The following is a 14,053-nucleotide window of genomic DNA, read 5'->3' as shown; positions in this document are numbered from 1 at the left end:
AGATTTCTTTGCAGCAGCACCCAGCGAATCCCACAACCAGGAGTACTCATGTCAGAAGTTATTGTCGTCGGCGTTGACAACAGTGAAACTGCCAAGCGCGCGGCCGTTACCGCTGCGAAGCTGGCTACCGCCCTCGGCGCAGAGCTGCACGTCATCAGTGGCTTCTCCGATGACCGCATCGAGGAATTCGGCAGCGGCAGCGACCGCATTACAGTCTCCTCGGCTGATTCGGCCGAATACGTGGCCCGCAAGGTTTCCGAGGAACTCGATGTCCCGGCAGACAAGATTAAGTACTTCGCTGCCCGCGGCAACCCCGCCAATGCCCTGATCAATTACGCGGAGACGAACAACGCGTCCCTGATCGTTGTGGGCAACAAGCGCATGAAGGGCCTTGGCCGCGTACTGGGCAGCATCGCCAACAGCGTGGCCCACGGCGCCCCGTGCGACGTGTACATCGTGAACACCGAAGTAGACGCGTAGCACCCATGTAGGTAACAGCAAACGTCGCTATGACCACTCATAGCGACGTTTGCTGTTACTCAGTTGGGCGGCCCGGGCGTTAGTGGCCCTGGAACGCTTCAGCCAGCCACCACGAGCCGCCGTCGGAGGCGATCTTTGCGTCGATGACGAGTGGCCGGTCTTGCGTACCGGCGTCGTAGGCGGCCAGCCAAGGCTCGACGGCGGCCAGGTCGGCGACGGTTCGGACGGTCACACCGTCTGCCCCAAAACCGCGGGCAATCGCGGCGATGTCCGTCTCAGGAAACACCACGCTTGAAACGTCCGTCCCTGGGTGTCCAGAAGCGAAATGGTGCACTTCAGCCCCATACGCGGCGTCGTTGTAGACGATGCACACCAGGGGCAGCTTCAGCCGTACAGCGGTTTCGAGCTCGCTGATGCCCATGAGGAACCCGCCATCACCCGCGCCCAGCACCGGCAGCCGGCTCGGCTGGGCCACGGCTGCTCCGATCGCCGTGTAAAGCCCCAGCCCGATCGCTTGGAATGCTTGCGTGAAGCAGAAACCGAACTCGTCCGGCACGGCAAGGTACTGGCTGGGGTAGCCCATGAAGTTGCCGGAATCGACGGATACGATCCGCTCGACGGGCAGCAGGGTGTCCAGTTCGCGGGTCAGCACGCGGGGGTCGATGGACGTCGCCGTGGACAGGTCGGGCGTATCAACGTCCCGCCACCGCGAGCTTCCCTTGATGGCGAGGGCGATGGCTTCGGTACGGTACTTCTCCGCGGGCTCAGGCTGTGAAGCGCGCAGAACAGCCAAAGCGTCGACGGCGGTCAGCCCCGAATCGCCCAGCACACCCAGCGCAATAGGCCGGTTGGCGCCAAGCGAGGAGTCCTCCACGTCCACCTGGACCACTTTGGTGCCGCTCGAGATGAGCCGTCCGTGCCGCATGGTCCACATGTTCAGCGTGCACCCCCATCCCACGATCAAGTCCGCGCCGCTGATCAGTTCAGCGGTCAGCGGGGACGAGAAACCACCCGAAATTCCGAGGTTGTGAGGGTCTCCGTTGAACAGCCCACTCGCCACAGCGGAGGTGGCGACCAACGCCCCAGCGTGGTGGGCCAGGGCGAGGATTTCCTCCCGCGCGCCGCGGCCACCGCGTCCAGCGACGAACACCGGCCTCTCCGCGGCGGCCAGCAGTGCCACCAGTTTTTCAACCGCTGCGGTCTCAGGCCTCGTCACCGACGGTTGAGGTACGACGACGGCCCCCACCTCGTCTGCGGCGGTGGCGCTTTGGATGTCCAACGGCAGGCTGAGCACCACCGTGCGCCGCTCGTTCACCGCCGTCCGGAATGCACGGACGGTGTCGGCGATGGCTGTCGCGGGCGAGTGGATCCGTTCCGCGACTGCCCCCACGCTGCGGGCCAGGGCGTCCTGGTCAATCTTGAAGTTGGACCTGGTGGCCGCTGCCTGGGTGTCGGCGGTCAGCACGATCATGGGCGTCCGGCTTTTCGCTGCTTCGCCAACCCCGGTGATGGCGTTGGTCAGTCCGCACCCTTGATGCGTAGTGACCACGCCAACCCTGCCGGACATCCGACCGTAGGCATCTGCCATGGTTGCTGCGCCGCCCTCGTGCCGGGCGGCGGTGAAGGGGATGCCTTCTGACATGAGGGTCCCGGTGACATCGAAATTACCGGATCCCACCACACCGAAGACATGCCCGACGCCGAGCTTCGCCAGCGTCCTGCCGACCAGGGTGGAAACGCGCACTTCCGCACTCATGAACCCTCCACCGCGTCCTTTTCAACCAGGGCGTACACCCGGCTTGGGCTGCCCGTGCCGCCCACGATGGGAAGGGGAGCCACCACCAGCGTGGCACCCGTAACGGGGAGTCGGTCCACGTTCCGCAGCGACGTCACGCCGTACTTGTCCGCTCCCAGCAGGAACGAATGAACAGGAAACATGGGATCCAGTGATCCAGCCTGTCCGGCGTCGATGCCCACGGTTTCGACGCCGAAACCGCTGATCGAGGCGTTCCCGGCAAGCCACTTGGCACCTGCCGCAGAGACCCCGGGAGTGTGGGGACCGGCGTCGTCCGCGTTGACGAAAGCCGCAGCGTCCGCTCCCCGGGCTGCCCAACCAGTCCGGAAAATGACCCAACAGTTCTCCGGGAAGGCGCCATGCTCTTCCTGCCACTGCTCAAAGTGATCAGGCTCCAGCAGGAAGTCGGGGTTCTCGGCGGCTTCGATTGTCTTGTCGATGACCACCAACGGCCCCACCAGGCGGTGCGGCTCGATCCGGTCCACGGACTTGCCGTCCTTGCCGGTGATCCAGTGAACCGGGGCATCCAGGTGCGTCCCGGCGTGCTCGCCCACAGTGACGTCGTTCCACGCCCACGCCGGACCGGCGTCGTCGAAATTGCTTACCGGGGAGACTGAGAGCCCCACCGTGTTGGCGAACGGCTGCGGCAGATTCAGGATGGGCGTCTCGGAACTCAAGGGAGTGGTGAGGTCGATGATTTCCACCGAACCATTCGAAAGGGCTGCTGTGAGCCCGGCCAGAACAGACATTGTTCTCCTATCGCTTGCGTGGTGTCAGTGCTGCTTGAATACGGGAAAAACGTGAAGGCGGCGAGGTGAGCTTCTGCGCTACCAGGTGCCCCGAACCGCCGGAGAGCCCCGGGCCGGGGTGGGTTGAAGCTCCAATGTGCCAGAGCCCTTGGATGGCCGTCCTGTGACCGGCTGCCTCCGGGAAGGGCCGCCAGAGGAGGTTCTGGAAGAGCTCGGCAGAGCCTCCGTAGGGATCGCCGTTCACAGCATTGGGATTGGCGGCGGCTAGGTCTGTCGGCGCGATGATGTCAGAGGCCAGGACACTGGCGCGCGTGCCGGGAGCGAACTGCTCGAGCCGGGCCAGGACCCGTTCCAGATAGCCCTTTTTCAGTGCCTCATCCCAGCCGTTTGCCACGTCCAGTTCACCGCCGGCGTCGCCCACAGGCGTGAAGGGCACCTCCTGGAGCTGGAGCCATAGGGTGGCTTTGCCCTCCGGCGCGCGGGAAGGATCCAGCACGTATTGTTGCCCCACCACTACCGTTGGCTCGGCCGGCAGCAACCCGGCCTCTGCCTGGGCGCAGGCGATGCCCGTGCTGTCCGAACCATTGCTGATGTGGATCAGCGGGACCCGGTCCAGGCGGGAATCCGACCACGCCACGGGCCTGTCCAACGCGAGGTGGATCTGCATTGCCCCTCGGCCGTTCTGGTACCTGCGGGCTGCCTCGGCGAGAGGTGCAGGAGCGTCTGGGAGCAGCCGGGTATAGAGGGCCTGCGGTGAAACGTTGGCCAAGACGGTGGCCGCTGAAACAACGCCCCCGGAGGTCCGGACACCCGTCACGGAACCGGACACCGAGAGGATTTCCTGTGCCTCGGTGCCCAGCATGATCCGGATACCGTTGTCTTCCAGCAGGGATTGGAACGCCTCAACAAAGCGGGAAGCGCCACCTTTCACTACCGGCAGCCCAAATCCGTGCATGCTCATTGCCATCACGGGCAGCATCACGCCACCTGTCGCCTGGTCAGGGCCCAACCCCGCATGCAGGAGCCACGCAGACCACAGCTGATCCGTTTCCCACCCGTCAAAACGGCTGCGGAGGTAGTTTCGGCCGCTCATGAGGGAGTCCCGGATGAAGGCTTCATTGGCCTTGATTTTGCCGGTTCGCAGCGCTCCGAAAGCGAGCTTTGCCAAGTCCGGGAACGAGCGCAGCTCCGCGCCGAAAGCCCCGAACACAGTTGCCGAATGCCTGCCCAGATCATCCAGCATGGCGAGGTACGCGGCCCGGTCACGAGGCGCAGTGAAGGCCGACGCCGTTTCCGCCGGATCCCGGTAGGCAATGGCTACACGCTGTTCTCCGGTGGCCGGATCCAGCGACACCGCGGCGGTCACAGGGCCGGAGGTATTGCAGTACTCCAAGCCCCTCGCATGCAGTTCCTTGCCCAGAACTCCGTATGCGCCGCCGGAGACAAACAGCGGATGCCAGGAGGAAAAGGTGTCGTGGATGAAGCCCGGGAGGGTCCGCTCGGAGGATTCGATGAAGCCACCCAAGCGGTCTGCGCGCTCAATGAGGCACACCCGCTTCCCGGCCAGGGCGAGCTCGGCTGCGGCGACCAACGAGTTGATGCCTGAGCCGAGGATTGCGACGTCAAAGGAGTCCATGCGCTGCTGTTCCTCTCAGAAGTCGGGGTGGCTGGCGGTGGCGTGGTATTTGCCGCCGTGGAACACCAGGGGAGCACCGCCGTCGTGCTTGTAGCTTTCCACCTCACCCACGTAGATGACGTGATCCCCGGCGTCATGTCGCGAGACAGTTCGGCACTGGAAGGTAGCCACCGCACCGCTGAGCAGTGGCACACCCGCGATGCCTTCGGTGGTGTCAGCACCGGCGAACTTGTCCGTTGCCGGTGTGGCGAACTGCCGGGACAGGACGTGCTGGTCGCTCGCGAGGATGTTGATGGCGAAGTGCGTGGCGTCCTCGAAGTCACCCAGGCTTGGTGCGCGTTTGCTGGGGCACCACAGCACCAGGGGCGGTTCCATGGACACCGAGGTGAAGGAGTTCGCCGTCATTCCCACCTTCCTGCCGTCTGCCGAGACAGTGGTGACCACGGTGACGCCGGTGGCGAACTGCCCCAGCGCGCTCCTGAACTCACGGATGTCGAATGAGGAGGTGTCTTCTTCCTTCCGGGCCTGCATGAAGTCGGCGGCTGCGGTGGAGTCGAACCACCAGGGGTACGAGGTTCGCGGGTCGTCGAACCCGTTCACGATGCTTGCCGCCAATGCGGGATGTTCGGCGGCTTCGCTGAGGAGCGTCTTTTGGTGGTCCCTTCGCGGCTTGAGCAGATCGTTGGTCCATTCAACGGCCCATTGCCCCCATCCGCGCCAGAATTCATCGAACGTCCGTTCCATCCATTGGCGGTCGAACGGACGTTGGCCGCGGCGGACGATCGAATCGAGGTAGTACTTGGCGGCCAGGGTTGCGTTGTTGGAGCCCTGGCCCGTGAGGGGATCGTTGAGGACCACGGCATCGCCCAGGCCGAACACCAGTTTTCCGTCGCCAAGCTCCCCGACGGCGGACCTCACCGTGGGCGTGATGCGTCCAAGGAGGGTGGCGCCGTCGTCGGTCAGTTCCGCTCCGGCGAAGTTCTCTGCCTCGTGCGGGAAATGCTCGCGGAGGATCTCCAGGGAACGCTCGAGCTGCTCTTGAGGACTTCCGACGTCGGTCCAGCGGTCCATAGGGCCACCCACCACGCCTTCGAACACCATCATGCGGCAGGGGCCGGACACCGTCAGGCCGGGGAAGGTAAAGAATTCGCCGACGCCGGGGGCCATGGACATGCGGATGGCGTCACCGGCAGTGCCGTCCCCGGCGTCGGGCTTTACGTAGTTCAGGGCCAGAACGCGCTGTGGGCGGTCAAACGGCGACTTGGCCTTGTCCCGAGGGAAGATCTGGCCGATCTCGCCCTTGCCGGTGCTCACGATCACAAGTTCGTAGTCCCGGGTGAGCTCCTCCAGCATGCGCGGAGTGACCTTCTCGATGCGGAAATCGCCACCCGCCGCAACGAAGGTCTCGATCCACAGGGCGCTCTTGATCCGCTGGTCGATGGAGCGGGCGGGGCCATCGAGGGCTGCTTCCCATTCGACCGGTTGTTCGCCGTCCACCCGCAGCCGGATTGAGCCAACGGCGGGAACTGACCCGGACTCGTAGTATTCCGTGAGTGCTGTGCCCAGCTGGGCCTCGGCATCCAGTGCTGTGGAGAACATGCACTGGCTGGACATGACCTTCCCGGAGCGGATTTGGGCGGCGGAACGGTCGGACAGCAGTGTTACCGCGTATCCCTCTCGTTGCAGGCCCAAAGCCAGCTGGGCGCCGGATTCGCCGGCTCCGATGATTGCTATTTTGCGCATGGTGGGTCCTTTTAGCAGGGCTGTGCTAGGAAACCTTGGCCGCAGCCAGGTCCGCCAGATAGTTGGCAGCTTTGTCCGGGTACATGAACCAGTCCTGGAATTCCGGCGGGTGGTTGAAACCGTTGGCGAAGCGGTGGGCGATGTCCGGCTCGCTTCCGGCGGCGCCCAGGAGTTCGAGGACGTGGGGCGGTGGCGGTGCGAGCAGGGCGTTCGTCCAGTGGGCAACGTGCTGTGCGTAGTCCCAATAGCGCTCAAAGGTGGCCTGCATGAACTCTGCGTCGTAGGTGCGGTCGCCCTGCTGGATGATGCTGTCCAGGTACGACGCCGCGCATTTGCTTGCGTTGTTCGAGCCCTGACCGGTGATGGGGTCGTTCAGCACCACGACGTCGGCCAGGCCAAGTACGCGGGCGCCGCTCGGCAGCGTGGCGATGGGGTGGCGGACCGTGGGGGCGAACCGGCCCTGGAGAACGCCGTTGGGGTCGGTGAGTTCAACGTCTTTGGCGCGTTCTGCTTCCCACGGCAGGAAGGTCTTGAGGATGTTCTTGGAGTTCTCCAGGTGTTCCTCGGGGGAGAGCCCCTTCCAGGAATCCATGGGGCCGCCGGGTACACCCTCGAAGACCATGATCTCGCAGGGGCCGGTGGTGGTCAGGGCGGGGAAGACGAAGTATTCGCCTACGCCGGGGATGAGGTTGAAGGAGACCGCCGAGTATTCCTCGCGCGGCGTGAGGCCCTTTACATACGTCAGGGCCAGGGCGCGCTGGGGAGCGTCGTAGGTGCTGCGTTCGGCATCACGGGTGAAGAGCTGCGCAATTTCACCTTTGCCGGCTGCAACAATGACCAGGTCTGAATTGCGGGCGTATTTCTCCAACTCCTCGACTCCAGCGTCCTCGAAGACCAGCTCTCCGCCGCGCTTGGTGAACTCCTCCATGAACCGGGGAAACTTCACCCGCTGGTCGATGGACTTGGCGTGGTGGTCCAGGCGTGATGCCCAGCTGATGGCCTTCTCGCCAGGAAGTTCGGGATGGGGGATGGTGAAGGAAATCCCATCCACTGTGGGTGCGTCCGGCCAGAAGTCCAACCCCAGCGCCCTTTCATGTTCCAACGCGTTGTGGAAGATGCATTGGCTGGAGGCGACCCTGCCGCCGGCAATTTCCTCAGGCGTCCGGTTGGAGATGGTGGTTACCTGGTAGCCCGCGTTGAGCAGGCCGATTCCCAGCTGGAGGCCGGATTGCCCGGCGCCCACGATCGTGATGTGGCGTTGCGTCATGGTGGTCTCTTTCCTATTTCGGATTGCGTGTGGTCGGGTTGCGTTGCGGTCAGTTGGCGGCGAGCAGGGGGATGGTTTCTTCGGCGCGCTCCGGGCCCAAGGCGGAATAGCCGCCGTCGACCGCCCAATCGGCGCCCGTCACGAAACTCGCCTGGTCGCTGGCGAGGAACGCGACGACGTCACCCACCTCGTGCGGGCGTCCGACGCGTCCCAAAGCGTGGAAGGGAGCCGCAACGGAGTCCGTTTTGTCCAGGTTTCCGTTGCTGAGGGAGTCCATGATGTTGCTCCAGACCCAGCCCGGGCTGACCGAATTGACCCGGATGCCGTCGGCAGCGAAGTCCACGGCCATGCTGCGGGTGACCTGCACCAGGGCGGCCTTGCTGGCGGGGTAGAGCCAGCGTCCCGTTTGGGCTACAGAGCTCGAGATCGAGGTGAAGTTGATGATGGCGCCGTGGCCGGACTTTGCCAGATGCGGGCGGGCCGCGTTGCTGGCCATGACCGCGCTGACCAGGTTGACGTTGAGGGCCTCCAGCCAGTCGGTGCGGGGTGACGCTGCGCCTTCATCCTTGTAGGTGCAGGCCAGGTTGACCAGGATGTCCAGGCCGCCGTGCTCCTCCACGGTCCGCGACACCAGCGCGTTGACGGCGTCGTCGTCGGTGATGTCCGTGTGGAAGAACGAGACGCGTTCGCCCAGCCCGGCGGTGACGGAACCGCCGTCGGGATTTATGTCCGCAACCACGACGGCGGCACCCGCGTCGCGCAGTGCTGTCACCACGCCCTGGCCCACCTTGGTGACGCCGCCGGTGACGATTGCTGTCCTGCCGTGAAGTCCTGACATGGCCAAACCTTCCTTCCGAGGGATGTGTTGCGGAAATATGACGTGCGTCATATTTCCTCTGCAAGCGACTCTAGGGATTCCAGGCCATCCGGAATATCCACTTGGCGCAGGGCCTATCCGTTGTGCGCAGAGTCCTCGTCCTCCTGGTGCCAGCCGGCCCACGGCGAATGAGTCACCGGGGTGTCCTTCTTCTGCAGTTCTGCTGCCCACAGTTCGAAGTGTTTGCGGTCCCATTCGTCCTGGCGGTCGTGCACGAGCTTGATGTTCTTCACTTGTCCCCACCTCCCTTCGCGTTGTTTCGGTGGTGTGAGCTGCGTCATACTGGTCCTGAAAGCGACTCTAGACAGCCGCTGCACTCCGGAATATCCAGTTGGCGCGGGGAACATCCGAAAGGCGAAAAGCTGCGAAAACCCAGGTAAAGCAGGTGGTTGATAATGCGGATTCTTCCCCGGGATGTCCTGCGGGGTCGCCCAACCACGGCCACAACCGACGTTGACGAAGCACATGCCAGAATCGCCGAATTGTTCTGCGGGCATGAGCTGGCTCCCCGCAGCCGCACCTCAACCGTGAACATGAAGCTGCGGTCGATGCACCGCGGGGACGTGGGCATCGAATTCCTGGATTACGGCGGGGACGTCAGGATCAATCCGGAGGGCCTGCAGGACTTCCACCTGGTCCAGATTCCGCTGGCCGGCCACGCCTCAATGCAGGTTGGTCCCACCACGGTGGAGTCCAGCGCGACGGTGGCCAGCGTGCCGCCGATCGACCGGCCGTTTTCCATGAGCTGGGACGTCGGCAGTCCGCACTTGATTGTCTATGTCCGCAGGCAGGCGCTGGAGCGTGTCGCCTACCAGCTCAACGGAACCGCTCCAGGTGAGTTGGGCTACGGCATGAACCTTTCAACCGCGGCCGGCCGCGCATTCCTGAGGTCCGTCGTCGAACTTCATGACGATCTCATCAGCCAGCCGCAGTCCGAATCCCCGGCCTTCGTTCAGGGGTTGTTGGCGGACAGTATGATGTCACGGCTCCTGATGGCGTTGGAGCCTGCCTCCGAAGTGGTGCCGGATGGCGACAGGGAAAGCCGCTTGGTCCGGGAGTGCCGCGAGCTGCTGGAACGGCACGCCTCCGAAGAACTCACGGTGCCCGACATCGCCGAACGGCTCGGCGTCTCGGTCCGCACCCTGCAAACCGCGCTTCGGGCCGAAACCGGAGCGACGCCGTCGGACCTCCTCAGGAGCATCCGCCTGGACCGGGCGCGGGAAATGCTGCTCGAAGCAGATCCCCGCGAGCAAAGCGTGACGGCGGTCGCCGAGTTATGCGGCTTTACGCACCAGGGGCGGTTCTCGGCCCTGTATCTGAAGACGTTCGGGGAGCTGCCGTCGGAGAGCCTGCGGCGGTGAGGGGCGGAACGGCTACGCCTCCAGCACGTACGTTTTCAGGTCGTCCAGCGTCTGCTGCATGTGCGCGTCCATGGCCAGCCGTGCTTCGTTGGCGTTCCGTGACTCAAGGGCGGCCGCGATCTTCCGGTGGTGCCCGATGGCGTGCGCCTGGATCTCCGGGAACGCGGAGGTCTCCGCCCGGCGCGCTTCGAGCACCCTGTGCAGCGGCTCAAAAAGGACTGCCACGAAGACATTGCCGGACGCATGGAGAATTACATCGTGGAAGGCAAGGTCCGCTTCCACGAAGCCAGCGAGGTCGTTGACTTCATGCGAGGCCTGCATCTTGTCCACGTGCTCGTTGAGCGTGCGGAGTTCGTCGTCGGAGATCCGTGCGGCCGCCAGCTCGCAGGCGCCGGTTTCGAGCATCCGGCGAAGCTCGATCAACTGGACAGCGGCAGCGGCGTCCTTGGTGCCCTCCGAAGCTGCGCGGAGCACTGCTTCAAGCGAGGCCCACTGGTTAAGGGGGTTAACAAAGGTTCCGCGGCCGCGCTCCACGCTGAGGATCCGCTGTGCTTCCAGGGTCTTCATGGCTTCACGAACCGTCATCCGGCTCACCTCGTGCCTGGCGCTGAGCTCCAGTTCTCCTGGAACAACCGTGCCGGGCGGAAATTCACCCGCGATGATCCGGTCCAGCAACTCATCAGCTACGACGCCGACCAGCGACTTGCGTGCCATGTATCCCCACTCCTGTATTCCCGCCCATCATGTGCCCTCGTAGCCCGGGGCGGGATGGATGTCAGACATCTTACGCTGGCGATGGCCCGTTGGTTCTCCAAAACTCCCGCAACGCCTCGGCGCATTGTTGGGGTTGCTCCCAGTGGACGCTGTGCCCGGCGTTTTGAATCGCCCTGACGGTCCTCCCTGGGGCGGCGTCCACAAAGGCGGACATTTGGTCCATCGACCGTACGCGGTCCTCCGTTCCAGCCAGCACCAGCAGCGGCGCGTGGACGCGCCCGGGTATTGAAGGGTCGACGCCGGTCATGGCCGCTTCGCCGCTGGGGCCCAGAACCTCAAACGGCACGTCAAAGCCGCGGCTGAGCAGCTTGTTGTCGCGTTCGGACAGGGTGCCGTACCAAGCCTTCATGCAGCGTTCCTTGGTTTCGGGATCAATGAAGCCCTGCTTCCATTGCGACTCCAGCATGGCCCGGAAGCTTTCGTTGGGCGGTGCCGGGACCATGCCAACCAGCGTCACCGTTGCCGCCAGCTCCGGATGATTGGCAGCCAGAGTCAGGGCTACGCTGCCGCCCAGGGAGTGTCCCACCAGATGGACGGGCCTGCTACCCGTGGCCTCCAGCGCCGCCGCCAGGGATGCGGCCGCTGAATCCAGGCTCCATCGAAACTCCGGCGGCAGAATCTCCCCCGGGTGGTACCCGGGCAAGTCCGGGATCCATACCGGCGACCCGGCGTCGAGCAGCTTTTCCGCCAGAGGTTCCCAATACGCGGAGGTGGAGGCCCAGCCGTGGATGAGGAGCGCCGGCAGCGACCCTGCGGAAACGCGTGGCTCGCGAATGTGCACGAACAATCGCGGAACCGTGCTCTCTGCCATGCTTCCAGCCTAGTGACCGGGGTCTCCTTGCGCGGTCTGCATAGCGTGTGTCACACTGATTCAAATGTTAGATGTCTGACATCTGACATTCACAAACCGCAGCAGAGATTTTCCACGATGGAGTGCACAGTGATCCTTGAAGCCGACGTACTGGCCGCCTTCCCGGCGGAAGTCCGGATTCCCGCCCAGCTCGTGGCCGACGCCGTTGCCGCATCCTCGGCGAGCAGCCCCCGCATCCTGGTGGTCCTCGACGACGACCCCACGGGCACGCAGTCCGTTGCCGATCTCGCAGTCCTGACCAGCTGGGACGTCGCCGACTTCGCGTGGGCCTTCACCTACATCCGGGACAACGAAACCGACCCCGCCGTCTACGTTCTGACCAACACGCGCAGCCTCGACCCCGCAGAAGCCGCAGCGCGGAACGAGGAAATCGTCCGCAACGCGCTCGCCGCCGCGGCTTCCGCGGATGGCCTGCGCTTAGGTTTCGTCAGCCGCAGCGATTCCACCCTCCGTGGCCACTACCCACTGGAGCCGGACACCATCGCCGCCACCGTCGCCGCCGAAACCGGCGAAAGCACCGACGGCGTCGTGATCGTTCCGGCATTCCCCGACGCCGGTCGCGTCACTATTGGCGGTGTGCACTACATGCGTGGCGACGCCGGTACGCTCACCCCGGTGGCCGAAACGGAGTTCGCAAAGGATGCCAGCTTCGGCTTCGCCAACTCCGAGTTGGCCCTGTACGTGGAAGAGAAGTCGCAGGGACGCTTCCCCGCAGGCGACGTCATCGTCCTGGACCTCAACATCATTCGGGCCGGTGCCGCAGCAGGCGAACCCGACATCTCCGCCAAGGCCATCGCCGACGCCATCGAATCCGCCACCGATTCCACCCCGATCGTGGCCGACATCGTCACGGAAAATGACTTCCGGGCCCTTGCCCTCGGCTTGGAAGAAGCAGAACGCCGCGGCAAGAAGCTCCTTTACCGCGTGGGTCCTCCATTCGTCCGGGGCCGCATCGGCCAGGACATCCGCGAGGCCCTGACGGGAGAGGAAGCCTTTGCAGGCAACACACCGTCATCAGCCGGCGGCTTGATCGTGGTCGGCTCCCACGTTGGCGTGACCACCCGCCAGCTCAACGACCTCACCTCCCAGCACAGCTCGGCCCGGACCATCGAAATCGATGTCGAGGAGCTTCTGGCCGGCGAGACGGAAGCCGAGGTCTACATCGGAACTGTCGTGTCCGACGTCGTGAACGCTCTCCGCGAGGGTGACGTCATCGTCCACACCAGCCGCCTGCTCATCAAAACCGACGACCCCGCAGCGAGCCTGAAGATCGCCCGCACCGTCTCCGCCGCCGTCGTCGCTGTCGTGAACCGAACGCTCAAGACCTTCCCGCCACGGTTCGTCATTGCCAAGGGCGGCATCACATCCTCGGATGTCGCAGCTCATGGCCTGGAAATCCGGCACGGGATTGTCCGCGGACCCATGCTGCCGGGCATCGTCTCGCTGTGGGAACCGGTCGACGGGCCCGCAAAGGGCATCCCCTACATCGTCTTTGCCGGCAACGTCGGCGACGACCAATCACTGACCCAGGTCACCCGCAAACTCAGCGCCACTTTCTAGATTCAACGGAGAACACCATGACCACCAGCAGCAACTACACCGTCACCGTCCTCGGCCTGGGCGCCATGGGACTGCCCATGGCCACGCGGCTCGCGTCCGAAGTCACCGTCCACGGCTTCGATATCGCCGAGGCGCGCCTCGATCTCGCCGCCGCAGCCGGCATCAAGACCTTCGCTTCGGCCCGCGAGGCTTCCCAGGATGCGGACGCACTGCTTCTGGCCGTCCGCAACGGCGAGCAGCTCAATGACGTCCTCTTCGGTGAGAACGGCGTGGCCCCCGTCCTGAAGCCGGGCGCCGTCGTAATCCTCGGAAGCACTGTGGGCACCGAAGCCATCCCGGCTACGGTCGCAAAGCTGGCCGAATACGGCGTCTCGCTGGTTGACGCCCCGCTGTCCGGCGGCCCCAAGCGCGCGGGCGAAGGCGACCTTCTGATCGTCGTGGGCGCCGAACCGGAGGCCTTGGAAAAGGCCCGTCCCGCCTTGGAACTGCTCGCCTCCACCCTGACCATCGTTGGGGACAAGCCCGGTGACGGCCAGGCCCTCAAGACCGTCAACCAGCTGCTGTGCGGCGTCCACATCGCCGCCGCCGCTGAAGCCCTGGCGCTCGCCGATGCCCTTGGACTGGACCAAGCCAAGACCCTGGCCGCCCTCGAAGCCGGAGCAGCCGGGTCCTTCATGCTCTCCAACCGCGGTCCTCGTATCCTCGAGGCCTACGACGAAGAAGGCGCCGAAGTCCTCAGCCGCCTGGACATCTTCGTCAAGGACATGGGAATCGTGGGCAAGGCTACCCGCGCGGCTGGACTCGCCGCACCCGTTGCCGCTGCCGCAGAACAGCTTTACCTCCTTGGCCAGGCCCAAGGCCTCGCCGCCGCTGACGACTCCGCCGTCATCAAGGTAGTAGCGCCCGCCAAGCGCACCGCCTAACCCCTTGGAGTTTTTGT

General features: G+C 64.6%; 13 protein-coding genes. 4 read left to right on the top strand and 9 right to left on the bottom strand.

Going from position 1 to position 14,053, the window contains the following annotated elements; all coding sequences use genetic code 11:
- Positions 1-48 precede the first annotated feature (48 nt).
- Positions 49-480 carry a universal stress protein gene (locus tag ACFUOZ_RS10575; RefSeq protein ID WP_377547683.1) on the top strand — a complete coding sequence of 144 codons (432 nt, stop codon included), beginning with the start codon at positions 49-51 and terminating at the stop codon, positions 478-480.
- 79 nt (positions 481-559) lie between these two features.
- Here the strand turns inward: ACFUOZ_RS10575 and ACFUOZ_RS10570 are convergent, their stop codons facing one another.
- From ACFUOZ_RS10570 to ACFUOZ_RS10540, 7 genes are all read right to left on the bottom strand, one after another.
- Positions 560-2,236 carry a thiamine pyrophosphate-binding protein gene (locus ACFUOZ_RS10570; protein WP_377547681.1) on the bottom strand — a complete coding sequence of 559 codons (1,677 nt, stop codon included), beginning with the start codon at positions 2,234-2,236 and terminating at the stop codon, positions 560-562.
- Complete coding sequence (locus ACFUOZ_RS10565; protein ID WP_377547678.1) at positions 2,233-3,024, bottom strand: cyclase family protein; 792 nt, start codon at positions 3,022-3,024, stop codon at positions 2,233-2,235. The genes ACFUOZ_RS10570 and ACFUOZ_RS10565 overlap by 4 nt, the downstream gene beginning before the upstream one ends.
- Before the next feature lie 7 nt (positions 3,025-3,031).
- On the bottom strand, positions 3,032-4,660 hold the full coding sequence (locus ACFUOZ_RS10560) for a phytoene desaturase family protein (protein ID WP_377547675.1): 1,629 nt from the start codon (positions 4,658-4,660) through the stop codon (positions 3,032-3,034).
- 15 nt (positions 4,661-4,675) lie between these two features.
- Complete coding sequence (locus tag ACFUOZ_RS10555; RefSeq protein WP_377547673.1) at positions 4,676-6,403, bottom strand: flavin reductase; 1,728 nt, start codon at positions 6,401-6,403, stop codon at positions 4,676-4,678.
- A 25-nt stretch (positions 6,404-6,428) separates the two neighbouring features.
- The gene (locus ACFUOZ_RS10550; protein WP_377547670.1) at positions 6,429-7,670 is read right to left on the bottom strand and encodes a styrene monooxygenase/indole monooxygenase family protein; all 1,242 of its coding nucleotides are present in this window, start codon (positions 7,668-7,670) and stop codon (positions 6,429-6,431) included.
- A 49-nt stretch (positions 7,671-7,719) separates the two neighbouring features.
- Complete coding sequence (locus ACFUOZ_RS10545) at positions 7,720-8,508, bottom strand: SDR family oxidoreductase (protein ID WP_377547668.1); 789 nt, start codon at positions 8,506-8,508, stop codon at positions 7,720-7,722.
- Positions 8,509-8,621: 113 nt separating this feature from the next.
- Positions 8,622-8,780 carry a hypothetical protein gene (locus ACFUOZ_RS10540; protein WP_377547666.1) on the bottom strand — a complete coding sequence of 53 codons (159 nt, stop codon included), beginning with the start codon at positions 8,778-8,780 and terminating at the stop codon, positions 8,622-8,624.
- Positions 8,781-8,942: 162 nt separating this feature from the next.
- On the opposite strand from ACFUOZ_RS10540, the gene ACFUOZ_RS10535 reads away from it, so the two are divergent.
- On the top strand, positions 8,943-9,908 hold the full coding sequence (locus ACFUOZ_RS10535) for an AraC family transcriptional regulator (RefSeq protein ID WP_377547663.1): 966 nt from the start codon (positions 8,943-8,945) through the stop codon (positions 9,906-9,908).
- A 12-nt stretch (positions 9,909-9,920) separates the two neighbouring features.
- Here the strand turns inward: ACFUOZ_RS10535 and ACFUOZ_RS10530 are convergent, their stop codons facing one another.
- Positions 9,921-10,622: a FadR/GntR family transcriptional regulator gene (locus ACFUOZ_RS10530; protein WP_377547660.1), complete on the bottom strand. Its 702-nt coding sequence runs from the start codon at positions 10,620-10,622 to the stop codon at positions 9,921-9,923.
- 70 nt (positions 10,623-10,692) lie between these two features.
- Positions 10,693-11,493 carry an alpha/beta fold hydrolase gene (locus ACFUOZ_RS10525; RefSeq protein WP_377547658.1) on the bottom strand — a complete coding sequence of 267 codons (801 nt, stop codon included), beginning with the start codon at positions 11,491-11,493 and terminating at the stop codon, positions 10,693-10,695.
- 129 nt (positions 11,494-11,622) lie between these two features.
- Between ACFUOZ_RS10525 and ACFUOZ_RS10520 the strand changes: the two genes are divergently transcribed.
- Both ACFUOZ_RS10520 and ACFUOZ_RS10515 read left to right on the top strand, forming a co-directional pair.
- Positions 11,623-13,113 (top strand): four-carbon acid sugar kinase family protein, encoded by a 1,491-nt coding sequence (locus tag ACFUOZ_RS10520; protein WP_377547656.1) that lies wholly within the window; start codon positions 11,623-11,625, stop codon positions 13,111-13,113.
- Between the two features lie 17 nt (positions 13,114-13,130).
- Positions 13,131-14,036 carry an NAD(P)-dependent oxidoreductase gene (locus tag ACFUOZ_RS10515; RefSeq protein ID WP_144661674.1) on the top strand — a complete coding sequence of 302 codons (906 nt, stop codon included), beginning with the start codon at positions 13,131-13,133 and terminating at the stop codon, positions 14,034-14,036.
- The last annotated feature ends 17 nt before the right edge of the window (positions 14,037-14,053 follow it).

The organism is Paenarthrobacter sp. NPDC057355 (genome assembly GCF_042667405.1).
Classification (GTDB): domain Bacteria; phylum Actinomycetota; class Actinomycetes; order Actinomycetales; family Micrococcaceae; genus Arthrobacter.
The sequence above is the reverse complement of the archived record's forward strand: the minus strand, read 5'-3'. Positions and strand labels throughout refer to the sequence as shown.

Excerpts from the sequence above, each read along its gene's own strand:
- ACFUOZ_RS10575 (WP_377547683.1), top strand. The coding sequence starts at position 49 with ATGTCAGAAGTTATTGTCGTCGGCGTTGACAACAGTGAAACTGCCAAG.
- ACFUOZ_RS10570 (WP_377547681.1), bottom strand. The coding sequence starts at position 2,236 with ATGAGTGCGGAAGTGCGCGTTTCCACCCTGGTCGGCAGGACGCTGGCG.
- ACFUOZ_RS10565 (WP_377547678.1), bottom strand. The coding sequence starts at position 3,024 with ATGTCTGTTCTGGCCGGGCTCACAGCAGCCCTTTCGAATGGTTCGGTG.
- ACFUOZ_RS10560 (WP_377547675.1), bottom strand. The coding sequence starts at position 4,660 with ATGGACTCCTTTGACGTCGCAATCCTCGGCTCAGGCATCAACTCGTTG.
- ACFUOZ_RS10555 (WP_377547673.1), bottom strand. The coding sequence starts at position 6,403 with ATGCGCAAAATAGCAATCATCGGAGCCGGCGAATCCGGCGCCCAGCTG.
- ACFUOZ_RS10550 (WP_377547670.1), bottom strand. The coding sequence starts at position 7,670 with ATGACGCAACGCCACATCACGATCGTGGGCGCCGGGCAATCCGGCCTC.
- ACFUOZ_RS10545 (WP_377547668.1), bottom strand. The coding sequence starts at position 8,508 with ATGTCAGGACTTCACGGCAGGACAGCAATCGTCACCGGCGGCGTCACC.
- ACFUOZ_RS10535 (WP_377547663.1), top strand. The coding sequence starts at position 8,943 with ATGCGGATTCTTCCCCGGGATGTCCTGCGGGGTCGCCCAACCACGGCC.
- ACFUOZ_RS10530 (WP_377547660.1), bottom strand. The coding sequence starts at position 10,622 with ATGGCACGCAAGTCGCTGGTCGGCGTCGTAGCTGATGAGTTGCTGGAC.
- ACFUOZ_RS10525 (WP_377547658.1), bottom strand. The coding sequence starts at position 11,493 with ATGGCAGAGAGCACGGTTCCGCGATTGTTCGTGCACATTCGCGAGCCA.
- ACFUOZ_RS10515 (WP_144661674.1), top strand. The coding sequence starts at position 13,131 with ATGACCACCAGCAGCAACTACACCGTCACCGTCCTCGGCCTGGGCGCC.